The following is a 24,983-nucleotide window of genomic DNA, read 5'->3' on the forward strand; positions in this document are numbered from 1 at the left end:
GAAGCGTAAAACCCAACAGCTGGCCTAGACGTTATCAAATTGTCAAAGAGCAAAAACAGCTTGTTTACTTGTTTACAAGACTACCGCGAAGCGGTTTCGTTCAACTAATAATTGACGGACAAAAAAGACCCTATAGCCAGACGACAAACGCACCAGTTTTGGTGTATAAAACTCATTTTCTCTTTGATAACATACTGATTTAATTAGGGGCCGATTTTATCGTATGATGTATAAAATGCCAAAATTCTGCGTGGATTGCACCAAAAACGATGAAATTTGTGACCCAAAATCAACATTGGTGCATAAATACATAAAACGTTTCATGAATAACACCAATGTTGGTGCATAAATCACATTGTTTTGTTTGTAACCTGCTGATTTACTTCAATGCCAAGTTCATCAAATGGTGTATAAATGCATAAAGCCACACATGAATCACACCAGTTTTACAAATGTGCACTTTGTCCACTGTTTTTTGTTCAGTTACCACATGTTATCAACAATAACAATCTTCAATGCCCACACCCACCACAAGCGATGCTCACCAGACGCAAAGACCGCAGAGAGAGTCTTATTCTTGTCCTATCCCGCCAAAGGCCGGGCGATTGGACAAGACCACTCGTGACGTTAAGGGGGACATCCTGCTTTTCGTTACAATACGATTCCAAAACCCACCCTTTACAATCCTCATAAATATTGATAAGTTCACTCCCGGCTCAGTTCAATCCCACCTTCGGCAGGATCATCCCGCTAGCGCAAACGACGAAAGAATGTTATCCAAGTTGCTCTCAAAAGATGTGTGATCGAACCATATATATGTTCTGTTCTTGCCAATACTGAAGTTAACAGTTCTTATGACAAAAGGTTTGACAAGTGCGGGCAAAGAATTATCATTAACATTGGTGTCTAGCTCGCCGCCAGTTCGCTTCAAGTCTGTTCGCCTGCCCCCCCAGCAAGACAATTGCCGATTAGCAGAGCATCAGAGAAGATTGAGTGGGCTGTCTCTTTTTTCGGAAAGTCAGATTCTTTGGGCAGGGCTTGCAGGTGGAGACACGGAAGTCAAAAAGAGAGAGGTCTTACGATGAAAAGAATGGTCGCAATCACGTTGCTGGTCGTCATGCTGACCATGTCGGCATTGGCAGCAGGAGCCTATCTTGCCACAAGGTTTTTTGTTGATCCGGCATTAAAGGATCTCAACAGGGCTGTAGCTGCCGTACAGCCCGAGGCCCAAAAACAGTTAATGCCTTATCTGCAACAATTGCAAGAACTTCGCGATACAGGAGGCTTCTATGTCCCCTGTGTTCTATTCCTGGCAGGTTTAACGGCGACCTTGATCCTTTCTCCGTTGCTACGCAGCTCGGCCAAGCGCCTTGTGGTCACGCGCAAGGAAACACCCAAGGCGGCGGCAAACATTTTAGCAGAACAAGAAAGACCGATAAAAGCTGTTGGTGATGACCCTGTAGATGTGGGCGCGTGTCGGATACTGTCCATTCTTCAAAACAAAGGGAGACTGATCGATTTCCTACAGGAAGATATCACCGCATATCCGGATGCTCAAATTGGTTCGGCTGTGCGCCATATTCACGAGGACTGCAGGAACGCTCTCAGCGCATATATCAGCCTGGCTCCGGTCATGTCTGAAAAAGAAGGGGAGACAGTGGTGGTCTCCGAAGGGTTTGATCCTTCCGAGATCCGGCTCACAGGGCAACTAACACAGAAGGCGCCTTTTGAGGGAGTTCTCCAGCACTCTGGCTGGAAGATCACCCAGATAGATCTGCCTGAGCAGCCCAAAGGCCAAAAGCATAGAGTAATAGCCCCGGCTGAGGTGGAAATCGGTTAGATAGTGTAGACAACCCATGGAACCATCAAGATATATCGTTGGCATAGATCTGGGGACCACCAACTGTGCGGTCGCTTATGTGGATACCCTTGCACAGGAGGAGGACGATAGGCCCAAGATCCGTCTTTTTCGCATTGCCCAAGTAGTAGCCCCTGGCACGGTGGAAGAGCGGCAACTTCTGCCGTCCTTTTCTTATCAGCAGGCCACAGGAGAATTCCCTCAAGGGAGCCTGGATCTACCGTGGCAAGAGGAGTTGGGGTTTGCGGTGGGAGCCTTTGCCAGAGAACGAGGCGCTGAGGTCCCTGATCGGGTCATCTCATCGGCCAAATCGTGGCTCAGCCATTCCGGTGTGAATCGCACTGCGGCGTTACTACCATGGGGGGGCGCAGAAGAAATTCCGCATATCTCTCCGATTGAGGGCTCATCCAGATTGCTAAAACATATTCGTGATGCGTGGAATCACGTGATCGCAGGCCAAGACCCGAGTCTTTTTCTGGAATCCCAGGAGATATTCTTGACAGTCCCTGCCTCCTTTGATGCGACAGCGCGGGAGCTAACAGTCCGTGCCGCAGAGATGGCAGGGATATCGCGGGTTACACTTTTAGAAGAGCCCCAAGCCGCCTTTTATGCCTGGATCGAAAGCGCCCAAAACGCATGGCAAAAGGAAGTGCGCGTGGGCGATGTAATCCTTGTCTGCGATATCGGCGGCGGCACCACTGATTTTAGCCTTATCCTGGTCTCGGAAAGGGAAGAGGAACTCGTTCTTGAACGGATTGCTGTGGGAGACCATATCCTTCTGGGTGGAGACAACATGGATCTCACGTTGGCCTATGCCATTAGAAATCGTTTGGCAGGTGAAGGAACCAGGCTGGACAACTGGCAAATGAGAGGGCTCCTGCACTCCTGCCGGCGGGCCAAAGAGGAGATCTTTCAGAATCCTGATTGCCGTTCCTGTCCGGTCACGATCCTGGGGAAGGGACGACGACTTATTGGAGGTACAATCAGCACGGAGCTTACCAGCCAGGAGATAGAAGAGGTCATCCTGGACGGTTTTTTTCCAAGGTGTGGTGAGACTGACCGGCCACGGGAAAGGCATCAGGCCGGGCTGAAAGAGTTAGGGCTTCCGTATGCTTCAGATCCTGCTGTGACAAGGCACATGGCATGGTTCCTTCAAAGGCACAGCAATGACGGCAATCTCGCAGGCGAGACCCTAAGGCCCACGGCCGTCCTGTTTAACGGAGGGGTCATGAAGGCCGGGCCCTTGCAGCAGAGGCTGGTGGAAATCCTTGAAAGCTGGGACAAGGGTAAAAAAGAGTTAAAGGTGCTTTTTTCCCAATCGCTTGATCTGGCAGTGGCCTGTGGGAGCGCATATTACGGCTTGGCCCGACGCGGCCGTGGGATACGAATCCGCAGCGGCACTGAGAGGTCCTACTACATAGGAATCGAAACCGCCATGCCCGCAGTTCCCGGGATGCTCGCCCCGGTTAAGGCGCTCTGCGTGGTACCCTTTGGTATGGAGGAGGGGACTGAGGCAGATCTGCCGGATCAGCACTTTGGCCTGGTGGTGGGAGAAGCGGTATCTTTTCGTTTTTTTGGCTCGACTACTCGACACGACGACAGGATCGGAGACGTTATAGAAGACTGGGAAGAGACAGACATTGAGGAACTCGTCCCGTTGGAAACACGGCTTGCAGCTGAAGAGGGTCTCGAAGGGAGCCTGGTACGAGTGCGGTTGCGCATAAAGGTGACCGAGATAGGAACACTGGAACTTTGGTTTGTCTCCGAGATCAAGCGTTGGAGACTTGAATTCAATGTTCGGCAACCGTGAAGATTTGGTTTGCCGATTTTGCCCGTTGAGCCATACCCCGAGTACAGATGAAACAGGGTGCACAAAAAAGATCCCGGTACGTCATAGGGATAGACCTTGGCACAACAAATTCCGCCATTTCATATATCGATACCCGCAGATATCCGACCGGTGGGGTCAATGCCGTTCAAACCTTTCCTGTCCCCCAGTTGACCGGCGAGGGGGAAATTGCACAGCGCAAGGGGCTTCCCTCTTTCTTATATCTTTCAACCGGTCACGATCTACCCGCAGGAAGCCTTGATCTGCCCTGGGCAGAAAACAGAGATCTTGCAGTTGGAGAATTTGCCCGCATCCAAGGGGCAAAGGTCCCAGGGCGCCTTGTTTCCTCTGCAAAATCGTGGCTATGTCACTCAGGTGTGGATCGCAAGGCGCCTATTCTTCCGTGGGGAGATGTGGGAGAGATTTCAAAGCTCTCCCCTGTGGAGGTCTCCTCCCTTTATCTCAGGCATATGCGTGACGCATGGAACCATACAGTAGCTGTCGGCGATCCTGCTAAGCGGTTTGAGGAACAGGACCTAATCCTCACCGTGCCGGCCTCTTTTGATCAAGTTGCCAGAGAACTCACCTTAGAGGCAGCAAAAAAAGCAGGTCTTGCCCATGTTACGCTCCTTGAAGAACCTCAGGCTGCATTTTATTCGTGGATAGCCTGTCACGAGAAAGATTGGCAACAAACCATTGGTCCGGGAACGGTCGTCCTCATTTGCGACATTGGAGGGGGGACCACCGACTTTACCCTGATCCGTGTAAAAGAGGGGGAGACTGGGCCGGTCCCCGAACGCAGCGCAGTGGGAGAACACCTCCTCCTTGGTGGCGACAATATGGATCTGGCCCTGGCCCGTTTGGTTGAATCCCGGATGATGGGTGGCAGTGAAAAAAGGCTTGATTCTCTTCGCTGGCAAATGCTGACCTCCCTTTGCAGAAGCGCGAAAGAGAAAATTCTCACAGAAGGAGAGCCTCAATCCGTTCCGATCAGCCTTCCAGGGCGTGGCAAAGGAATCGTTGCCGGGGCTTTGTCCGGCTCACTCGATTCGGAGGATGTACAAGATGCTATTATCAAGGGCTTTTTCCCGTTTACACAAGCCGATGAAATGCCGATCCCAAGGACTGGCAGCGGTATTCAGGAGTGGGGGCTCCCGTTTGCTGCAGATCCTGTTGTTCCACGTCATCTCGCGGCGTTTTTGAAAAGACACCAGGCGGCCGATTCTTCCCAAGCCGATGATTCCCTGTCACTACGACCAGGCGCTATTCTTTTTAATGGCGGAGTGTTTACGCCCAAGGGCATTAGACAACGTGTGGTAGATATCGTGTCGGGATGGTTTTCAAAGGCCGGAGGGGTCAAGTGGCGTCCTGTGGTGCTTGAAAATGAGCTCCCTGCCGTGGCAGTAGCACGGGGTGCCGCATACTACGGCATGGTGCGCCGGGGCCGCGGAATCCGCATTGTGGGTGGAAGCCCGCGCTCCTATTACGTAAAGGTCGTAACCACGGGTGAGACTGAGAAATCGCCCGGACAAATCAAGGCCGTATGCGTCATACCCAGGGGCATGGAAGAAGGGGAAAAGGCAGAGATAGAATCTCCAGTATTCAAGGTGCTGCCAAACCAGCCGGTCTCTTTTTCGCTTTACAGTTCTAATGCCAGAAAGGGCGATCAACTCGGCCAAGTTCTTGCTCTGCAGGAAGATTCATTGTTTAAGCTCCCTCCACTTCATACAATCTTGCGGTTTGGGAAAAAAGGGGCTGTCCGAAAAATACCGGTCTACCTTTGTGCTCGCCTCACAGAGGTCGGGACCTTAGACCTTGCTTGCCATTCCAGGGAAACCGAGCATCGATGGAGGCTCGAATTCAATATCCGACCAGCCGTAAGTGAAAAAGTAGAGGATAGAGAGCGGCTCAAGAAGAAGGGACGGAAAGAATCAATTTCAGAAAAGTCAATAGCAAGGGCCTTGAAGACCCTGGGGGCTGCATTTAGCGCTGAAGGGCCTCTTTCAGATGATCAGGCCACGCCCGCCACTGTCATGAAAGCGTTGCGCGACCATCTTCGTACGAGCAAGGAGAAGTGGCCGGTTCCGGTCTTGAGGCGTCTTGCTGATGCCCTCCTTACAGAGCCAGACCGGCGAAAAATAAGCCCCAGACATGAAGAAAGGTGGCTGAATCTTGTCGGGTTTTGTCTCCGGCCCGGCTATGGTGACGTGGCGGATAGCTATCGAATGCAGCAGATATGGAAAGTCTATCATGCCGGTGTTATCTTTTCCCGTGACCGACAATGCCGGGTGGAGTGGTGGATCCTGTGGAGACGTGTGGCCGGCGGCTTGAGCCAGAAGCAACAGATGGCCCTTTTCCGCGACCTCTGTCCGGCTCTTCTGCCCGGGAAAAAGAAAGGAACCAAGCAACACCGCCTTGCCGCGCCGGAGCGGACCGAGATGTGGCGCACCATGGCCAACCTAGAGAGACTTCCAGTTGAGAATAAGGAAAAGATAGGCAAAACGCTCATAAAGCAAATCGGGACCTCCCGCGGTGAAGGGCTTAATATGTGGGTTCTTTCGCGTATTGCCTCACGCATTCCTCTCTACGGCCCTCTAAACGAAGTGGTTTCTGCCAGAACGGTCACACGCTGGATAAGACGGATACTTGAAACAGAGTGGAAGAAACCGGATCAGACAGGGTTTTGTGTAGTTCAAATGGCGTGTTTTTCCGGAGACCGGGAAAGGGAACTCGATGCGAATCTCAAAGATCGCATTGAAGAAAGACTGAGCGGATTGGAAGACAGCGAGCGTTTGTCTCAAAGATTGCACGAAATGGTTTCTCTGAGCACTACTGAACAAGGCCGCGTCTTTGGCGAAGGCCTGCCAGGGGGGCTCCATTTGGCAGAATAGTCCCTTTTGGAGAAGGGAGCCACAACGCGTGAAGAACCAAGCCATCCTGATCAAAGGGGCCAGGCAGAATAACCTCAAGAACCTGGATCTGGAAATCCCCCTGAACCGTATCACCGTCGTCACAGGCGTGAGCGGTTCGGGAAAGTCTTCTCTGGCCTTTGATACGCTCTATGCTGAGGGCCAGCGCCGGTATGTGGAGACCTTTTCCCCTTATGCCCGGCAGTTCATGGATCGCATGGACCGCCCCCAGGTGGATCGCATTGAGGGTATCCCGCCTGCCATTGCCATCGACAGAAAAGACCCGGTGCGAACATCCCGCTCCACTGTGGGCACCATGACCGAAATCACGGACTATGTTAAACTCCTTTACTCCCGCCTGGGCCAACTCCACTGCAAGAAATGCGGCAAGCCCGTAACCCCCGAAACCCCGGACCATGTATGGAAGGTCCTAAAGAACCGTGCAGCGGGGTCTGAGATCGTGATCACCTTCCCTGCTCCTGCAAATGGCGCAAGCGCCGATCAAGTGCGCAAAAGATTAGCGCGGATAGGCTTTGACCGTTTCTTTTCAGACGGCAAGATTAGACCTCTAACGGACTGGGAGGCAAGCGATGATGCAACAGAGCTTAATATCGTGGCAGACCGGGTTTTGCTGCAAGGCAAGGATCGGAAGCGTATTGTGGATTCCCTGGAGCAGGCCTTTCGTTTTGGAAGGGGTACGCTCGATGTGTGGATCAAGCCGGACCAGCGCCTTGCATTCAGCAACACCCTTGAATGCGCTGACTGCAAAATTCCTTACGTCGCCCCCCAACCGAACCTCTTTTCTTTTAACAGCCCGCTTGGGGCCTGTGAGTCCTGTCGGGGATTTGGCCGAATCATTGATATAGATCAGGACCTCATCATCCCGGACCACGCCCTTTCCCTGGAAGAAGGGGCCATTAAGCCATGGGGAGACTGGGAAGACCACCGCACGGAATATGACGACATGATGGCCTTTTGCCGGCGCAAGAAAATACCCACAGATATCCCCTTTGATCATCTGACACAAGATCAGAAAAGGGCAATTATTGAAGGAACACCCAGCTATTATGGGGTGCGGGGTTTTTTCAAGTGGCTTGAATCCAAGACCTATAAGATGCACGTCAGGGTTTTTCTCTCCCGATACCGGACCTACAAAATCTGCCCTGACTGCAATGGCGCCCGTTTCAAGGAAGAGGCCTTGCTGTATCGACTTGGTGCGCTGAACATCGGCCAGGTCTATGCCTTGAACGTGGATGAGACGAGCAGATTCTTTGACGCACTCAATGTCCCAACCAGGGATGAAGCCAGCCAGATCCTTCTTGATGAAATTCGCGGCAGGCTCAAATACCTTCGGAACGTGGGACTCGCGTATCTCACTCTGGATCGGCAATCCCGCACCCTTTCCGGTGGCGAGGTACAGCGCGTTGCTCTGGCTTCAGCCCTCGGCTCTTCCCTGGTAAACACCCTCTACATTCTGGATGAGCCGAGCATCGGCCTTCACCCCCGGGACAACCACCGTCTCATCCGCATCATGAAGGGCCTCAGGGATCTGCAAAACACCTTGGTCGTAGTTGAACATGATCCGGAAATCATCAGCCAGAGCGACTTTATGCTGGACCTCGGGCCCAGGGCCGGCGAGCACGGCGGCCAGGTGATGTATTTTGGCCCCACTATGAGCGTAAACGGCTCCCTCACCGGGCAATACCTTAAGGGTGAGCGGCATATCTCCATACCCAAGAAGCGGCGAAAGCCCAAAGAGGGCCGATGGCTGGTAATCGAGAAGGCGGCCGAACACAATTTGCGGGACATCGATGTTCATATTCCCCTCGGCCTCCTGGTCTGTTTGACAGGGGTCTCGGGCTCAGGCAAATCGACCCTGGCAGAAGAGATCCTGTACAAGGCCATCAAGTGGGTCAAATGGGACCCCCAGGGCAGACCCGGTTGCCACAAGACGATCACAGGCCTGGAACAGATCGTCGACGTCGTGCTGGTAGACCAAAGGCCCATCGGACGCACCCCCAGGGCCAATGCCTTAACGTATACCAAGGCCATGGATCCCATCCGCCGCGTGATGGCCAACACATCGGAGGCCCGTGCCAGGGGGTTTGGGCTGAGCCATTTTTCTTTTAATGTGGCAGGAGGACGGTGCGAAACGTGCCGGGGAGAGGGGTTTGAAAAGGTGGAGATGCAGTTTCTTTCCGATGTCTTTATTACGTGTCCGGACTGCGGTGGAAAGCGCTTCAAAAAGGAAATCCTGGAAGTGACCTACAAGGGCCAGAACATATACAACATCCTATCCATGACCGTTGATCACGCCCTCGCTTTTTTTGATGACCAAGCCAAAATAAAGGCCGCGCTTGAGCCCATGGTAGATGTGGGCCTCGGTTACATTCGGCTTGGCCAGCCCATTAACACCCTTTCAGGAGGCGAGGCCCAACGTCTTAAGCTCTCTCGATATCTAAAGGCCGGAGACAACGGCTTGCGGCTTTTTATCTTTGACGAACCCACCACCGGACTCCACTTTGACGACATAGAAAAACTCCTGGCAGCCCTCCAGCGGCTTGTTTCTGAAGGCAACACGGTGCTGCTGATCGAACACAACATGGATGTTGTCAAGGCAGCAGACTGGGTGATCGACCTGGGTCCTGAAGGTGGAGATGAGGGCGGCCAGGTCGTTGTGGCAGGCCCAGCGGAAGAAGTGGCAAAGCACAAGAAATCTCATACAGGCCGGTTCCTAAAGGAGTATCTGGCCTGCCGAGGGCGGTTGGCGCCGTGCAAGTCCTTGCCTTCTAACATAGAACCAATTCGATCAACCATTTCCTCCGCTACCCTTCCCTCTGCCTCGTCAAAGACCCGCCGTGTTTCTGGCGCAAAGGGGGAGTGTTTGGGAGTGGGTGAGGCCATCACAATAAGAGGCGCCCGAGAACACAACCTGAAAAATTTAAGCCTTTCCATCCCCCGCAACCAGCTCGTGGTACTCACAGGGGTATCCGGCTCGGGCAAATCTACTCTGGCTTTTGACATTCTCTTTGCCGAGGGTCAACGCCGTTATCTGGAAAGCCTAGCGCCTTATGTCAGGCAATATGTAAGGATCCTTGAACGGCCTGATGTGGATGTCGTGACCGGCCTTCCACCCACCGTGGCCATTGAACAGCGCGTCAGCCAGGCCGGTCGCCGGTCGACTGTTGCAACGCTGACCGAGATCTATCATTTCCTCAGGCTCTTATACAGCAAGCTCGGTTCCCGGCACTGCTCACGTTGCGGCCGCAAGTTGACAACCCAAACCGCGGACCAAATCGCGGATCAGATACGGGATCGGTTCGAAAAAAAGCAGGCCATGGTCCTGGCCCCCAAGGTGGCAGGGCGAAAAGGGTTTCACAAGGCTGTGTTGGCCCAGGCCATGCTCAAGGGGTACAGGGAAGCGCGTATCGACGGCAGCTTGACAAGACTGAAAAGGAACATGGCCCTGAGCCGCTTTCATGAGCACACTATTGAGCTTGTGGTGGGACGCCTCCCAACAGAAGACATTTGCGGGCTGGTGGCCCGTGGCCTGAAAGAAGGGGGCGGAAGCCTTTTGGTTCTAGACCCCAAAGGGAAGGAAGAGGTGTTCAGTCTGCTGGGCATCTGCCCGGACTGCGGCATAGGCTTGCAGGCCCTGGACCCGCGACTCTTTTCCTTTAACAGCACACACGGGGCGTGTCCCCTGTGTGACGGACTGGGTGAAATAGAGGTTCCGGACTCAGATGAACACAAGGTGTGCCCTCAATGCCAGGGAAGTCGCCTAAAGTCTGAAGCCCTGGCCGCAAAAATCGGGGGCCATTCCATCTGGGACCTGGTGCAGCAGCCGGCTGACCGGATGCATAGCACTCTCAAAGGGTTTTCCTTCGGCCCCCAGGAATCGCCCATAGCCGTACCAATTTTGGCTGAGATCCTGACACGCCTTTCCTTGCTCGACCGGCTCGGGTTGTCCTATCTTGCCCTGAGTCGAAGCGGTCAGACCCTGTCCGGGGGCGAGGCCCAGCGTGTCCGGCTGGCAGCCCAACTTGGATCAAGTCTTACCGGTGTCTGCTACATTCTGGATGAACCTACTATCGGCCTCCACGCCAGGGACCACAGGATGCTCCTTGATGCTCTCAAAGAACTCAAAGAACGGGGCAATTCGATCCTGGTCGTGGAGCATGATGAGGATACTATCCGCGAGGCTGACTGCCTCATCGATCTGGGCCCCGGAGCCGGACAGGACGGTGGCGAGGTTGTAGCCCGTGGCCAATTGGCAGACCTGAAAAAAGTCTCTGCATCCGTTACTGGCGCCTTTTTTGACGGGCACCCGCACCGAATTACTTCCCGTCTTAGGCCTTACAAAGACCGCCCATGCATCACAGTTCGCGGGGCAACACAACACAATCTGAAAGGCATCGACGTTGCGTTTCCTCTTGGTGCGCTGATCTGCGTCACAGGGGTCTCGGGTTCCGGCAAGTCCACGCTTCTTAAAGAGACCCTATACTATGAGGTGAGCAACGGGATTCTGAAACAACACCATGGCACGAGGCGGTGCAAAAAAATCGAGGGATGGGAAACCCTGGAAAGGGTTCTGGAAGTGGACCACAGTCCCATTGGCCGCACCCCTCGCTCTGTGCCTGCCTCCTATGTGGGATTCCTGTCTGAAATACGCAAGCTATTTGCCATGACCCCGGAGGCCAGGGCCAGAGGATATGATGCCGGCCGGTTTTCATTCAACGTAAGACGGGGCCGCTGCGAGGCGTGCAAAGGGCACGGCAGCCTGAAAGTCGCCATGAGCTTTCTCCCTGATGTCTATGTTCACTGTGAGGCCTGTAGCGGACAACGCTTCAACCATGAGACCCTGGCGGTCACCTACAAAGGAAAAAACATCTCTGAGGTCCTGGAGCTTACTTTTGAGGAGGCAGCAAGCTTTTTTGCTGCCGTCCCGTCTATTCGCCGTCCGATCCGGGTTGTCTCCGATGTCGGCCTTGGATATCTGCGCCTGGGACAGCCCAGCCCCACCCTTTCAGGAGGCGAGGCCCAGCGCATAAAGCTGGCCGAAGAACTGGCCAAGCCTTCCAAAGGCCGCACTCTTTACCTCTTGGATGAGCCGACTACAGGGCTTCACGTGGCTGATGTCCAGAGGCTCTTGATAGTGCTGCAAGCATTGGTGGACGAAGGCAACACCATAGCTGTGATTGAACACAATATGGAGGTGATAAAGGATGCCGATTACATTATTGACCTTGGCCCGGAAGGGGGCGATGAGGGGGGGCACATGGTGGCAGCAGGGTCCCCCGCGGAGCTGATAGCCCATCCAAACGAGTCTCACACGGCCCACTATTTGAGGAAACACCTTTTTCCCGAGCAGGTTCACAAGAATTTCTGACTCTCGCGTTCACTTTTTTGCATTTTTTGCTTGACAGACACCATATCTTGTGGTGATAGAATGAGACTGGTGGAATATATAGTAGAAAGAGGTATTTGATCAATACCTTGGCACAAAGACGGTGACAAAAGCGGTTGGCCTATGTATATAGGGGCCTGTGGTTTTGAGTAACAGCATTCAGTCCCAACGGGAACAACATGTATTGTGCTCACGCCATGGTAAGTAGACTGCCGGACCCGGATCAGAGGTGGATGCAAAGCTCGACATCTGCAGATGATATCGCCCTCACACGGATGCACGAATCAAGCAAATCTCTCAATCTCATCCCACAGCTCCTTGTGGTTCTCTCCAACCAGAACAAGCCAACAGTCGAACTCAAACTGCATAAAGAGATCATCTGCGAAGAAACCTTGAGATTCGAAAGCAGGTGTAAAGAAATCCTCGTTTGTACGAAAGCTGGCGCTAAGCAGAAAAAGGCAAGGAGGATGCACCATGCCCAACATTTTGATTGTAGATGACCAGCCATGTATTCGGGAACTGATTTCAGAAGAACTCATCTACGAGGGGTATGAGGTTGAGAGGGTGGGTGATGCAGAATCGGCGAGGGCCTATATCAAACGGTCACGACCGGATCTTGTGCTTCTCGATCTATATCTTGACGGACCTGATGGATGGGATGTGTTGCGTGATATCAAGAGGCAAGATCCCCATCTACCCGTCCTTATCGTGACCGCTTATGACAGCTTTCAGGATGATCCCCGCCTGTCTCGGGCAGATGGCTACGTGATAAAGAGTACAGACTTCTGGGAACTCAAACACCAAATAACCAATGCCCTCAGGCAGAAGCAGGAGCCTCAAGGCAGGGTGGAGGCAAAGAAGGGGTTCTTCCCCGAAGTCGGTGTGGCACAGCTTCTTTGAGGCTATTTTATTCAATTAAAACACAAGATAAGGGAGGATAAGATGAGATTTCAAGAGATCCAAAAGATGGCCAAGGAAATGGGTATTAACACATACAGGATGAAAAAGGCAGATATCATCCAAGGTATTCAAAGAAAAGAAAGCAATATCGACTGCTACGGCACGAGCAGGGTGGACTATTGCGAAGAGGCACGGTGCTTGTGGAGAAGCGACTGTCTATCCTCGAATAGTAACGGAAACGGAAGATAAGTCTCAACTTTCCCGCAGTGGTCTTCGTGAAGTCAAGGAGGCAGAGCCATGAGAAAAATTGCTCTGGTCAATCAAAAAGGCGGCTGTGGCAAAACGACAACAGCCATAAACCTGGCTTGTTGTTTGGCGGATGACGGCAAAAAGGTCCTCTTGATTGATCTGGACCCGCAAGGGCATTCAGCTTTGGGCCTGGGAGTGGAGTCCGACCAGATCGAAAACAGCATCTACGAGGTCCTCTTAGGCGAAATACCGATAACCAAAGCCGTTCTGACCTTGAATAAGAACCTTGACGCCATTTTTTGCAATGTCGTCCTGAGCGCCTTTGAGCAGGTCATGGCCGGCGCCCCGGAGCGGGAATACAAACTCGCACGGAGCCTTGAGGGGATTGAGAACGACTACGACTATCTCATCATTGACAGTCCTCCCAGCGTGGGTCTCTTGACTTTTAATGGTCTCATGGCCTGTGAGGAGGTGATTATTCCTGTTGACTCGAGTTCGTTTTCTCTTCACGGGCTGGGGAAACTTCTGGATACTATCCGGATAATCGAAGAAAAGGCGGGGCACGAACTCTCCGTTAAGATCCTGGCCACAAACATTGACCGCAGGACCAATTTTTGCAGGGGTGTGGTGGAGGCGTTGAGGGCTCACTTCCCTGAAAAATGCTTTGAGACCGTTATTCACACATGCACCCGATTAAGAGAAGCTGCAAGCCACGGGGAGCCCATTAGTGAATACGACAGGCATTGTGTGGCCTTTCGCGATTATCAAAATCTCACCCACGAAATTTTGGACGTTGAAGATGCAATGCAGGCTAGGATTGCGACCCTTGAACTTTTTTCGGAAGGCAAGGAGCTTTTTGGGAAACTTGGGGAAAGGACGGTCACGTTTACGTTTGAGGCCCCCGAGAACGCCGTGGTTCAGATCGCCGGCGATTTCAACAACTGGAGTGCCGAGGACCTTCGCTTCATGGATTCTCCCGGCAGTCCGGCTTGGCAGAAACCCATTTTGCTCAAGCCTGGCTCCTACCAATACAAGTACCTGATTGATGGGCACTGGATTACTGATCCAGCAAACCGGAAAACGGTTGACGATTTTTTCGGAGGCGCCAATTCCGTCATAGACGTCTCGTGAGGCTAAACTCGCCAACAGCCCGAAAACGGATGGCACAGTCAACGGTTTCAGGTGCAAGTTCCGCCTGCGGCGGGATTGAGGAATGAGTCGGACTTGAAGTACGCTGCAATGACTGAAAATGAATCCCGCTGCAGCGGAACGTAGATGGCCATCTTGCGAAGCCATCAGGGATGGATTTGTCCCGAATGGAAGAGAAGAGAAAACTGGGCAGAGGGTTAGAAGAAGTATCTCATTTGTTCCTGTCCGGCCACCCTCAGCCGCATGATGCAAAAGCATGCACAAAAAAAGAGGTTCAGGTCGACACCGGACAAAGCAGCGTTTTGCCTTCTGACACAGCAGAAAAAGAAGGACTCAATGAAGCCTTCTCCACTGTGCGGGTAAAGCGCAAGCCGCCGTTGGTTTTTGTCTCTTCAGAGAGCCTTCTTGCCAAAAAGCCTCTTCTTGTGAATGCTTTTTTCATAGTTCCCACGATTGTACGTTCAGAGGAACTATTGAACTCATATTTGTTGATCAAGCAGATTTCCCAAGGCATGTCTTGCAAAGAGGTAGGGCTCTTGATATTGGAGGAAGATCTTCCTGAGAAGGCTGAGGCAGCTTTTAGAGTGATCACGGAGATGGCGCACAAGTTTCTCTCGTGCAAGATACGCCTGGTGGGGACCACTCCCAAAGGGGAAGGGTTGTTCCCCTCGATCCTTGGCAGGGCTCCTTTACTGCCTGAGGCGGAATCGCCCGTTTCTCAGACAATGGGCAAGCTGGCGGACAGACTGATCCAGGAGAACACTCATCTGAAAGGAATCAACAATGGCAAAGACAGTCTATGACGCTGTTTCCACAGCGATTACAAGAGACGAATTGGTGGATGCGGCAAAGAGATTCTTGATGCATTCCGGCTCGAATAAAGACCTCGTTCTCCTAGACAACATTGAATCTCCCCAGTTCGGCTCATCAGATCTTGCATTTGTAAATGGCGAGAAAACGCTCTTGATGGTCGCCCGGATAAATGACGCAAGGGATACTGAGAAGTTCATTGTTTCGTCAATGTCCTACTATTGGTGGCTTGAGCAATTCCTCACAATCAGCGAGGTTTTTCACAACGGAAAGACCGGATTGGATATGCATCTTTTCTCTAATGATTTTTCTGCTGCAATCGAGTGCGTGATGGATAAGCTGGGCGGAAAATTCAATGTTCACCTTGTCAAATACAACATTCTGCAGGTTGAAGGCCTTGATGAGCCCGCAGCATACTTTCAACGTATGACACCTGGGGACCTTGCCCAAGATGCGCCGCCGGAAAAGCATGGAAGTCAAGAAGAAGCGCCGCCAACAGAGGAAACAGAGACATCAGACGCCCTTGAAATCTCGGCCCCGGAGTTAGAGGAATTCTACCGCCTGAAGGAGCATTACCTTGAGTGAGAAGACACGTTAGCCCCCTATTTGTCCCCCTCATATTCCTGGGTAAACCTTTGAAAAAATGTATCCATGAATCTGTGTCTCTCTTCGGCCATGCGTCGACCTTCTGCTGTTAGCATACGGTCTTTGATCCTGGAAAGTTTCAGCCTGTATTCCCGATATCCAGTGTCTTCCTCTGTGTACGGTTCCGTATCCTCCGGTTCCACATGAGGATTATGGAGCTTGGCCCCCACCTCTCCGGCGAAGAGAAAAGCCCTGGCAATCCCAACAGCGCCAATGGCATCCAGTTTATCGGCATCAAAGAGCACCCGGGCCTCCAGGGTTTCAGGATGGTGGTTTCCGCGGAACCTGTGCGTTCGGATACAGTGGATGATGTTGGCCTTTTGCTCCTCGGCAATTGAGTATTTTGCCAAGACCTCACGGGCCATCTCGGCCCCTTTTTCCGCGTGGCAAACCCCTCCTTTTGATTCATCCTCACAGGAGCGCCCAACATCATGAAGGTAAGCCGCAATCTCCAATACCTCCAAATCCGCCCTCTCAACCCGGCCTATATGCATACACAGGTTATAGACTCGCTGGCTGTGTTCCCAGTCATGGCTGCCTCGGGCATGAGAAAAACACCTTGCAGCAAAGGCCTTGATCTGCTCAATAGTAGACATCACTGACATTCTTTTTTGGTTCCGGTTTATCTGGGTTAGGAGGTTACCATATGGATCTAAAGGTATTGTTCACAACGTTTGGAATGATCTTTCTCGCCGAGCTTGGAGATAAGACGCAGCTCGCCACTTTGTCTTTTGCCGCCGAAAGCGAGTCTCGGCTTGCCGTGTTCCTCGGCTCTGCAGGGGCTCTTGTGGTAACCTCCTTGCTGGCTGTCGTGGTTGGCGCCGGGCTGGGCAGGCTTGTTCCGGCAAACTACGTGAAGACAGGGGCAGGGGCACTCTTTGTCTTACTGGGCATATGGATGATAGTCTCTTCAGGAAGTAGATAGAAAAAGGGGCACTTGCCATACTGGTTCCCCCAAAAGTTCGCATTAGACGGCAAAGCAAAAAGTTCCAAATTCAAGGCGCGCAAATCCTGAGGAATGAGGCGTACATATGGTACGCCGCAGTGACGAAGGATGCAGCGCAACGCAGAAGTTGGACTTTTTGCGAAGCCGTCAGCCATGCTTTCGGGCAAATTCCTCCATGAAATCCACCAGGGCCCTGACCGCCTCAGGAGAGGTTGAATTATAGATCGAGGCCCGACACCCTCCCACGGAACGGTGCCCTTTCAGTCCGCCCATGCCATTGTCCAGGGCTTGCTGGACAAAGTCTCTTTCCAGTTCCTCACTTGGGAGGCGAAAGGTCACGTTCATGAGCGAGCGGCTATCCTTTTCGGCGGCGCCCGAATAAAACCCTGTTTTGTCAATGGCATGATAAAGGAGATCTGCCTTTTGCCGGTTCAAGACCGCCATCTTTTCAAGCCCCCCAACTGTCTCTTCCAGCCATTTTAGCACCAGTTGAATCGTGTAAATGGCAAAACAGGGGGGGGTGTTGAACATAGAATTTTTCTCCACAAAAGTCGTATACTTGAGCATGGTGGGAAGATCCTGGGGCACACGTTCCAGCATGTCCTGGCGAATAATGACCAGGGTGGCTCCTGCCGGGCCGAGGTTCTTTTGAGCTCCGGCATAAATCAAGCCAAAAGGAGAAGGGTCTAGGGGTCTGCTCATGATGTCCGAAGACATGTCACTGATCAGGGGGATTCCTGTGGTGTCGGGAAAAGATGCCCATTGGGTACCCTTGATTGTATTGTTGGAAGTAATGTGCGCGTAGGCGGCATGCGGACTAAAGGATATATCTTTGGGGATACACAAAAAATTCTGCTCCTCCGAGGTGGCAACCACATTGACCTCCTTTGCCTGAATCCTTGCCTCTTTGATCGCCTTGGTGGCCCAGGTGCCGGTGTTCACATAATCAGCAGACTGGCCATCGGGTAACAGGTTCATGGGAACCATGCAAAACTGCATGCTTGCCCCCCCTTGCAGAAATACCACATGAAAGCGCTCATCCAGATCAAGGAGCCGCCTCACACGGACCACAGCATTCTCAATAACGTCATCAAACCATTTCGATCGATGGCTCACTTCGGTGATGGACATGCCGGAGCCTTTGAAATCCAGAAACTCTGCCTGAATTTCCTCTAAAACCGGCAACGGAAGAGCCGCCGGCCCCGCGTTGAAGTTATGGATTCTCCCTTTCATTTCAACCTCCTGATTGCATCGAAGCTATAAAGAAAAGGTCGCAGGTGTCAAGAGGAAAACCCTCAAACAAGGATTCAGCCTCTTGACAAGTTATTCACTTTAGAAGTAAGAAATATGCCTGATGTGGTCAAATTATGACGGTTTCGCGAGAAGTCTCAACCACGCCGATGGCGCGGTCATTTTCATCAATGATGATGAGGAATCGTTGAAGGAGAGAGAAAATTGAAAGTCCTGGTAAGTGATAAGCTTGCAGATGTCGGCATCAAGATGTTCGAAGAAGCAGAGGGCATTGAGGTTGACGTGAACGTTGGCCTGGCGCCAGAGGAGCTAAAGGCAATCATAGGTGACTACGAAGCATTGGTCATCAGAAGCGCCACTAAAGTGACCGGGGAGATCATTAAGGCAGCTTCCCGGCTGAAAGTGATAGGGCGGGCAGGTATCGGGCTCGATAATGTGGACATACCGGCAGCCACGAAACAAGGCATCGCTGTCATGAACACCCCAGAGGGAAATGTCGTGACCACTGCCGAGCATGCCATTGCCATGATGCTTGCCCTTTCGCGCAACATCCCCCAGGGGACAGCGTCCTTGAAAGCTGCCAGGTGGGAAAAGAAACATCTGCAAGGCAAAGAAATCTTTAACAAAACCCTGGGAGTCCTTGGCTACGGCCGGATCGGGAGTATTGTAGCTGACCGCGCCAGGGGACTTAAGATGCAGGTGATAGTGCACGATCCCTACGTAAACAAAGCACTGGTAGAGCAAGCCGGGTTTGAGGTGGTCTCCCTGGAAGACCTTTACAGACGTTCGGACTACATCACCGTTCATGTGCCCAAGCTGAAAGACACAATCAACCTGGTCAACAAGCAAGCCTTCGAACGGATGAAGCCCGGCGTGATGATAATCCACTGCGCCCGTGGCGGTATTGTGAACGAAAAGGACCTGACCGAGGCCCTTCGAACGGGCAAGGTGGGAGGCGCCGCCCTGGATGTCTTTGAGACTGAGCCTCCGGGCCCCTCACCTTTGTTTGAATTCGACAACGTCATTTGCACTCCTCACCTGGGGGCGTCCACGGCTGAGGCCCAGACCAACGTGGCGGTGGCAGTGGCTGAACAGATCATCTGTTACCTTCAAACAGGAACAATAATGAATGCCGTAAATGTCCCCTCTGTCACCGGTGACTTGTTGGCCAAGCTCAGGCCTTACTTGAGCTTGGCCGAACGTATGGGTAACCTCCAGGCCCAGCTTGCCGAAGGGGCCATACAGGAGGTCACCATCATGTATTCGGGAGATTTTGTGGGCTTCGACATGGCCCCTGTCACAACGGCTGCTTTGAAAGGGTTGCTCTCTCCGTTTCTCAAAGATGAGGTCAATTTCATCAATGCCCCTGTAATCGCTAAAGAACGGGGCATTAGAATCGTTGAGTCTCGGAGTGTCGAGACTGAAGACTACACGAATCTTGTCACCATGAACGCTGTGGCCGCCGAAGGATCCAACACGGTCTCCGGAACCATATTTGGCAAGCACGAACCGAGGATTGTCAGGATCAACAACTTCAGGCTGGAAGTCATTCCCGAAGGCCACCTTCTTCTCATCCATAACGTAGACAAGCCCGGCGCCATCGGGAGCATCGGAACGGTACTCGGCAAACACAACGTAAATATTGCTCGGATGTACGTGGGTCAGGAGAAAGATGGCGGCCGAAATGTGATCTTCCTGGATACAGATACTCCCGTAGCGCCAGAGACCCTTGAGGAGCTGCAAGCCCTTCCCTTGATTAAGTCGGTCACGCCACTGGAATTGTAGTCCACCGCTCAGGATTCCAACAACGCACTTCCTGCTTGATCTTATCAATCGGGAGAGCAGAAACCAAAGGATTTGGAAAGGAAACACAATCTTGACAACGTGGTTTAGAGTACGTATTAATATAAGATATATCATCTCGTGAAACCATTGTCTCGTCAGGCTATAGACAGTAGTGAAAGCAAGGAGGGGAGCATGGCGGAAGAAGAAAAGGGATTTGTCATAAAGGACAAGCGAGCTTTTTCCTCAGAATCCGGAGAACCCACACCTGATGCAGCGCCAGAAACCAAAGAGGACAAGGCAGAACAAGCTCCAGAAGAGGGCGCTCCCAAGGCTGAGGGAAAAACAGCAGCGGATGAGGAGATCCGGCTTCCTGAAGTCAATTTTTCTACGTTTGTTTTTTCACTCAGCTCATCAGCCATTCTCCATTTTGGGGAAATACCGGATCCTGCAACGGGTTCGAAACGCAAAAGCCTCCCCATGGCCAAACATACGATTGATATCCTCGGGATGTTGGAAGAAAAGACCAGGGGAAACCTGACCGATGATGAAGAAACCCTTCTGACAAACATTCTTTATGATCTAAGAATGCGATATGTGAAAGAAGCCTCATGAATTGAAACCGTAATAGTTCACCTGCTTTGTCATTTCGAACGAATGTGAGAAAGCTTAGCCAATATAGCGCACGGTCAGGACATTACAAGATTTCTCCCTGGCCCAGACCAGGTTCTTAAATAGCGCCGGTTATTATTCTCATGTCGCGCCCCTGGCCCAGACCGGGTTTTTCTCTCCTGGGCACTGTCCAACTTCTGTCGCGCCAGGGCGGGCAGGGCGGACGCTTCACTCGAAATGGCAGCTTATTGAGATTTTTTACGAAACCATCAACCGTGGAAGGAAAAATGTAAATGAGACCGATAGACCCAACTAGCACGAATACACGACGCCTGGCCTTGCTGTCTGTTGCGCTGGTTTCTGCACTGGCAGGCATGCTCCTTGCCGCAGGCCTTGACATTACCGAGAATACCACGGCTTCGAGTCCATCTCCGACGGCAATCGTGCCGGGCAGTTTTACGGAAATAGCACAGGCGGTTAGTCCGGCCGTGGTCAATATTAGCACCGAAAAGGTAATAAAAAGGACTGGGCCGGCCTTCAGACATTTTCAAAGCCCCTTTAGCAAGGATGACCCCTTTCATGATTTTTTTGAGAGGTTTTTCGGAGACGGAAGACAAAAGGAGTTCAAACAGCGCAGTCTTGGTTCTGGCTTCATCATTGACGAGGAAGGGCATATCGTAACCAACAATCACGTGGTAGAAAATGCCGACAAGATCAAAATAAAGCTCAAAAACGGCAAAGAGTATAATGCTGAAATCGTTGGGCGAGACCAAAAAACCGATATTGCCTTGCTTAAGGCCAAGGGGCTGAAAGGTTTTCAAATCGCCAAGTTGTGCGATTCGGACGACGTGAAGGTAGGTGAATGGGTCGTGGCCATTGGAAGCCCCTTTGGGTTGGAACACACTGTCACCGCAGGTATTGTCAGCGCCAAGGGCCGGGTTATCGGCTCCGGTCCTTACGATGATTTTATCCAGACCGATGCCTCCATCAATCCCGGAAACAGCGGCGGACCCCTGGTTAACATGAAGGGCGAGGTAGTTGGCATCAACACGGCCATTGTCTCCAGGGGCGGTGGCAATGTCGGAATTGGGTTTGCAATCCCCGTAAATCTGGCCCGCGGCATTATCGGACAGCTTGAGGCCTCCGGCGTGGTAACGCGTGGCTGGCTCGGTGTGAGCATTCAGGATCTGACTCCGGAACTCGCCGATTATTACGGTGTGAAGGACGGCAAGGGGGCGCTGATCGGAGAAGTCTTCGAGGGCGACCCTGCGGACAAGGCGGGCATCCGTGCAAAAGACGTGATCATTGCAGCGGATGGGAAGAAGATTGAAAGCAGCAGGGATTTGTCCCGAGCTATCGCAGAGACCTCTGTTGGCAAGCGAGTCACGCTCAGGGTGCTTAGAGAAGGAAAAGAGCGCACTTTCAGTGTCAAGATCGTGAAACGCACTGATGAGAAAGAGGCGCTGACCACAAAGGGGGCCACAGAAGAGACCGAGCTGGGCATGACAGTATCTCCGCTCACCCCGGAGCTGGCGAGACAGTTCCGGATCCCTGATGCTGAAGGTGTTGTGGTAATAGGCGTTGAAGAGGGTGGTCCGGCGGACGAGGCCGAAGTCCGTGAAGGAGATCTTATCCTGGAGATAGGTCATGAGCCAATTAAAACCCTTGAGGATTATCAGAGACACATAGGAAAGGTGAAAAAAGGCGAGACCGTTCCCCTCCTGGTAAGGAGAAAGGCCGGCTTTGTTGCACTGAACATTACAAAATAGGTTAGTCGGTTGAACCTGTTGGGCCCGTTGATCTGGTTCCTAAACACATGACCGGCACACCGGCCAACGGGCTAAACCGGGAACATGACTACACTCGCTATATCATCGCCTGCTAAGATAAATCTTTTTCTTAGAGTAGTCGGAAAACGGGAAAATGGCTTTCATGACATCGTGACCCTCATGTGCCGTGTTGATCTGTTTGACACGGTAACCCTTTCTTTTGACAAACCATCCATAAGCGTCCATTGCGTCCATCCCGGGGTCCCGGAAGGGGAAACCAACACAGCTTTCAAGGCGGCTGCCTTGTTTTTTGAAGCCGTATCAAGAGATGATGGTGCGGGCATCTCCATAGAGAAGGTGATCCCGGTAGCTGCAGGTCTGGGTGGTGGGAGCAGCAATGCGGCTGCCGTGCTAATGGGATTGAACGAGCATTACGGGTTTCCTCTAAATGACAAGGAGCTTATGGACATGGGACTAAAGGTGGGCGCAGATGTCCCCTTTTTTCTCTTCAGACATACGGCTGTGGCTAGAGGAGTTGGGGAGCATTTGGAGCCCTTTGACAGGATGCCGCCATTTTGGGCCGTCTTGGTGTGCCCAAAATTCCAGATATCTACAGCATGGGCCTACGAACACCTAAATTTACGATTGACAAATTGTGAAGAAAATTATATGGTTTCTGAGTTTTTGGAGGACCTTTCCAAGCTCAAGGGCCTTTTGTGTAATGATTTAGAGCAAGTAACCGTTGAGAAGTTGCCTGAGATAAACACCATCAAAAAGGCCCTTCTTGATCTCGGCGCGAGGGGAGCGCTCATGTCCGGAAGCGGCCCTACAGTTTTCGGGCTTTTTCATACCCTGCAAGAGGCCTCTGAGACGTTTCGAAGAGTACAGCATCTGCGGCGTTGGAATACTTTTCTGGTGAAGTCGTTGCTCCCTTGATGACTATGTTGGGGTGTCGTCAAGTGGTAAGACACAGGATTTTGGTTCCTGCATTCGGAGGTTCGAATCCTCCCACCCCAGCCATAAAATCGCTTCGCGATTTTGTACCATCATAATTTGGACGTGGTGCCAAGTGTGGGCTGTCATTAATGCATAGTCTTATTCTGTTTGCGGGAAACTCTAATCGTGACCTGGCCAAGCATATTTGCCATCACATAGGGATCAGGTTGGGCGAGGCCGAGGTAAAAACGTTCAGCGATGGTGAGATCCAGGTAGAAATCAGTGAGAATGTGCGAGGCAAGGACGTTTTTGTCTTGCAGTCCACTTGCGCCCCTGTGAATGACCATCTGGTGGAACTCCTGTTGATGCTGGATGCCTTCAAGCGCGCATCAGCGCAGAGAATCACAGCAGTCATGCCCTACTATGGCTATGCCCGGCAGGACAAGAAGGTTGCGTCTCGCGTGCCCATTAGCGCAAAACTGGTGGCCGACATACTCACGGTAGCGGGCGCTGACCGCGTCATCACCCTGGATCTTCACGCCGGGCAGATCCAGGGGTTTTTCAATATTCCAGTGGACAACCTCTTTGCAGCGCCGGTCCTCCTAGAGCATATTAGACAGGAGCTAAAAAACGATACGGTCATCGTCTCTCCCGACGCAGGAGGTGTCGAACGTGCCCGGGCCTTTGCCAAGCGTCTCCACACCCAACTGGCCATTATCGACAAACGACGGGTGGCGCCCAACCAGGCCGAGGCCATGCATGTGGTCGGTGATGTCCAGGGAAAAGTGGCCGTTATACTTGATGATATGGTGGATACCGCAGGGACTATCATCGAAGCGACTTCGGCCCTAAGGGAGCACGGCGCTTTGGAGGTTCATGCTTGTTGCGCCCACGCAGTACTGTCAGGTCCTGCTGTAGACCGCATTGCCAAGTCAGACATAAAGACGCTCGTGGTGACCAATACCAACCCCTTAAATGGAAAGGCCAAGGCGTGTGACAAGATCCGTGTGCTATCCGTATCCAAGCTTTTGGCAGAGGCAATTCACCGCTCTCATACGGGCAGTTCTGTGAGTTCCCTCTTCGTATAGAATCGCTTCGCGATTTTATGACTATTGTGGGACTTTTCTTAATACAAGCGGCGAATTCAGCCGTCGTAGCCGCCGACTTCGCCATAGTAGCCTTGGCTACGACGGCTGAAAAGGCTACTATGGCGAAGTCGGCGCCGCGTTATATGAAATCGCGAAGCGATTTCATGGAGGAAGGCATAATTGGAAACATTTCAGCTTGAAGCAAGTCAACGTAAAAGCACTGGAAAGGGCCAGGCGCGGGCGCTCAGGCGGCAAGGCCTGATTCCGGCCGTCCTGTACGGCCCTAAGACTGAATCGATACTCCTGACCATATCAGACTTTGATCTTGGCAAGATCCATAAGGAAAGCGGGGGCGAACACGCTATCCTGGATTTAGTTATCAAGAACGGGGGCACGCAGAATAGAACGGCCATGATAAAAGATATGCAGACTGCTCCTGTAACCAGGCAGTGTCTTCATGTCGACTTCTATGAAATATCCCTGGATGAGGAAATTACACTAGAGGTCCTGGTTGAGCTAACCGGAAAATCCATAGGCGTCGAGCGCGGAGGTTTTCTACAACTGGTTAGCCACCGATTGGAGGTCTCCTGCCTGCCTGCGGATATCCCGGACAAGATTAGCATTGATGTGTCCGATCTCGACATTGGGGATTCCGTGCACGTAGAGGATATTAGTTTAGGAGAGAAGCTAACGCTCCAGTTTGATACCAATTTTACCGTGGTCACGGTTGTAGCGCCTGTTGTGGAGGAAGAAGAAGTCCCAGCAGAAGAACTCGAAGAAGCTGAAGAGGCCCCAGGCGAGGAAGCCAAAATTGCCGAAGAAGGGGCTGACAAGTAGAGGCTAA

At 52.2% G+C, this 24,983-nt stretch carries 18 protein-coding genes and 1 tRNA gene; 17 read left to right on the forward strand and 2 right to left on the reverse strand.

What is annotated here, in order from left to right; genetic code table 11:
- Window positions 1-1,081 precede the first annotated feature (1,081 nt).
- The 9 genes from JW883_13160 (at window position 1,082) to JW883_13200 (ending at window position 15,695) form a co-directional block, all read left to right on the forward strand.
- On the forward strand, window positions 1,082-1,840 hold the full coding sequence (locus JW883_13160) for a DUF2760 domain-containing protein (protein ID MBN1843215.1): 759 nt from the start codon (window positions 1,082-1,084) through the stop codon (window positions 1,838-1,840).
- Window positions 1,841-1,856: 16 nt separating this feature from the next.
- Window positions 1,857-3,668 carry an Hsp70 family protein gene (locus JW883_13165; GenBank protein MBN1843216.1) on the forward strand — a complete coding sequence of 604 codons (1,812 nt, stop codon included), beginning with the start codon at window positions 1,857-1,859 and terminating at the stop codon, window positions 3,666-3,668.
- Between the two features lie 47 nt (window positions 3,669-3,715).
- Window positions 3,716-6,577 carry a hsp70 family protein gene (locus JW883_13170; protein MBN1843217.1) on the forward strand — a complete coding sequence of 954 codons (2,862 nt, stop codon included), beginning with the start codon at window positions 3,716-3,718 and terminating at the stop codon, window positions 6,575-6,577.
- Between the two features lie 28 nt (window positions 6,578-6,605).
- On the forward strand, window positions 6,606-11,984 hold the full coding sequence (uvrA, locus tag JW883_13175; protein MBN1843218.1) for an excinuclease ABC subunit UvrA: 5,379 nt from the start codon (window positions 6,606-6,608) through the stop codon (window positions 11,982-11,984).
- 492 nt (window positions 11,985-12,476) lie between these two features.
- Window positions 12,477-12,902, forward strand: a complete 426-nt coding sequence (locus tag JW883_13180; protein MBN1843219.1) for a response regulator — start codon at window positions 12,477-12,479, stop codon at window positions 12,900-12,902.
- A 42-nt stretch (window positions 12,903-12,944) separates the two neighbouring features.
- Complete coding sequence (locus JW883_13185; protein MBN1843220.1) at window positions 12,945-13,151, forward strand: Rho termination factor N-terminal domain-containing protein; 207 nt, start codon at window positions 12,945-12,947, stop codon at window positions 13,149-13,151.
- A gap of 48 nt (window positions 13,152-13,199) precedes the next feature.
- Entirely contained in the window at window positions 13,200-14,282 is a 1,083-nt protein-coding gene (locus tag JW883_13190) for an AAA family ATPase (protein MBN1843221.1), read from the forward strand.
- Window positions 14,283-14,467: 185 nt separating this feature from the next.
- Window positions 14,468-15,103: a hypothetical protein gene (locus JW883_13195; protein MBN1843222.1), complete on the forward strand. Its 636-nt coding sequence runs from the start codon at window positions 14,468-14,470 to the stop codon at window positions 15,101-15,103.
- Window positions 15,084-15,695 carry a hypothetical protein gene (locus tag JW883_13200; protein MBN1843223.1) on the forward strand — a complete coding sequence of 204 codons (612 nt, stop codon included), beginning with the start codon at window positions 15,084-15,086 and terminating at the stop codon, window positions 15,693-15,695. Before JW883_13195 ends, JW883_13200 begins: the two co-directional genes overlap by 20 nt.
- Window positions 15,696-15,712: 17 nt before the next feature.
- Here JW883_13200 and JW883_13205 read toward each other — a convergent pair whose 3' ends face one another.
- Complete coding sequence (locus tag JW883_13205) at window positions 15,713-16,360, reverse strand: HD domain-containing protein (protein ID MBN1843224.1); 648 nt, start codon at window positions 16,358-16,360, stop codon at window positions 15,713-15,715.
- 41 nt (window positions 16,361-16,401) lie between these two features.
- Between JW883_13205 and JW883_13210 the strand changes: the two genes are divergently transcribed.
- Window positions 16,402-16,680, forward strand: coding sequence for a TMEM165/GDT1 family protein (locus JW883_13210; GenBank protein ID MBN1843225.1), 279 nt, complete (start codon window positions 16,402-16,404; stop codon window positions 16,678-16,680).
- A gap of 168 nt (window positions 16,681-16,848) precedes the next feature.
- Here JW883_13210 and serC read toward each other — a convergent pair whose 3' ends face one another.
- A complete protein-coding gene (gene serC / locus JW883_13215; protein ID MBN1843226.1) occupies window positions 16,849-17,934 on the reverse strand; it encodes a 3-phosphoserine/phosphohydroxythreonine transaminase in 1,086 nt (361 codons plus the stop codon).
- Window positions 17,935-18,156: 222 nt separating this feature from the next.
- Between serC and JW883_13220 the strand changes: the two genes are divergently transcribed.
- From JW883_13220 to JW883_13250, 7 genes are all read left to right on the forward strand, one after another.
- Entirely contained in the window at window positions 18,157-19,737 is a 1,581-nt protein-coding gene (locus JW883_13220; GenBank protein ID MBN1843227.1) for a phosphoglycerate dehydrogenase, read from the forward strand.
- A gap of 192 nt (window positions 19,738-19,929) precedes the next feature.
- On the forward strand, window positions 19,930-20,349 hold the full coding sequence (locus JW883_13225; protein ID MBN1843228.1) for a DUF1844 domain-containing protein: 420 nt from the start codon (window positions 19,930-19,932) through the stop codon (window positions 20,347-20,349).
- Between the two features lie 290 nt (window positions 20,350-20,639).
- Window positions 20,640-22,115 (forward strand): DegQ family serine endoprotease, encoded by a 1,476-nt coding sequence (locus JW883_13230; GenBank protein MBN1843229.1) that lies wholly within the window; start codon window positions 20,640-20,642, stop codon window positions 22,113-22,115.
- An 84-nt stretch (window positions 22,116-22,199) separates the two neighbouring features.
- Entirely contained in the window at window positions 22,200-23,051 is an 852-nt protein-coding gene (gene ispE / locus JW883_13235) for a 4-(cytidine 5'-diphospho)-2-C-methyl-D-erythritol kinase (GenBank protein ID MBN1843230.1), read from the forward strand.
- Window positions 23,052-23,060: 9 nt separating this feature from the next.
- Window positions 23,061-23,135, forward strand: a tRNA-Gln gene (locus JW883_13240).
- A gap of 65 nt (window positions 23,136-23,200) precedes the next feature.
- Window positions 23,201-24,139, forward strand: a complete 939-nt coding sequence (locus tag JW883_13245) for a ribose-phosphate pyrophosphokinase (protein MBN1843231.1) — start codon at window positions 23,201-23,203, stop codon at window positions 24,137-24,139.
- Between the two features lie 180 nt (window positions 24,140-24,319).
- Entirely contained in the window at window positions 24,320-24,976 is a 657-nt protein-coding gene (locus tag JW883_13250) for a 50S ribosomal protein L25/general stress protein Ctc (protein ID MBN1843232.1), read from the forward strand.
- Window positions 24,977-24,983 lie beyond the last annotated feature (7 nt).

Source organism: Deltaproteobacteria bacterium (genome assembly GCA_016930875.1).
Lineage (GTDB): Bacteria > Desulfobacterota > Desulfobacteria > Desulfobacterales.

Bases quoted from the DNA above. Each gene is read 5' to 3' on its own strand.
- JW883_13200 (MBN1843223.1), top strand. From the start codon at position 15,084: ATGGCAAAGACAGTCTATGACGCTGTTTCCACAGCGATTACAAGAGAC.
- JW883_13185 (MBN1843220.1), top strand. From the start codon at position 12,945: ATGAGATTTCAAGAGATCCAAAAGATGGCCAAGGAAATGGGTATTAAC.
- serC (MBN1843226.1), bottom strand. From the start codon at position 17,934: ATGAAAGGGAGAATCCATAACTTCAACGCGGGGCCGGCGGCTCTTCCG.
- JW883_13210 (MBN1843225.1), top strand. From the start codon at position 16,402: ATGGATCTAAAGGTATTGTTCACAACGTTTGGAATGATCTTTCTCGCC.
- JW883_13160 (MBN1843215.1), top strand. From the start codon at position 1,082: ATGAAAAGAATGGTCGCAATCACGTTGCTGGTCGTCATGCTGACCATG.
- JW883_13180 (MBN1843219.1), top strand. From the start codon at position 12,477: ATGCCCAACATTTTGATTGTAGATGACCAGCCATGTATTCGGGAACTG.
- JW883_13245 (MBN1843231.1), top strand. From the start codon at position 23,201: ATGCATAGTCTTATTCTGTTTGCGGGAAACTCTAATCGTGACCTGGCC.
- JW883_13165 (MBN1843216.1), top strand. From the start codon at position 1,857: ATGGAACCATCAAGATATATCGTTGGCATAGATCTGGGGACCACCAAC.
- JW883_13170 (MBN1843217.1), top strand. From the start codon at position 3,716: ATGAAACAGGGTGCACAAAAAAGATCCCGGTACGTCATAGGGATAGAC.
- ispE (MBN1843230.1), top strand. From the start codon at position 22,200: ATGACTACACTCGCTATATCATCGCCTGCTAAGATAAATCTTTTTCTT.
- JW883_13205 (MBN1843224.1), bottom strand. From the start codon at position 16,360: ATGTCAGTGATGTCTACTATTGAGCAGATCAAGGCCTTTGCTGCAAGG.
- JW883_13190 (MBN1843221.1), top strand. From the start codon at position 13,200: ATGAGAAAAATTGCTCTGGTCAATCAAAAAGGCGGCTGTGGCAAAACG.
- JW883_13230 (MBN1843229.1), top strand. From the start codon at position 20,640: ATGAGACCGATAGACCCAACTAGCACGAATACACGACGCCTGGCCTTG.
- JW883_13195 (MBN1843222.1), top strand. From the start codon at position 14,468: ATGGAAGAGAAGAGAAAACTGGGCAGAGGGTTAGAAGAAGTATCTCAT.
- JW883_13225 (MBN1843228.1), top strand. From the start codon at position 19,930: ATGGCGGAAGAAGAAAAGGGATTTGTCATAAAGGACAAGCGAGCTTTT.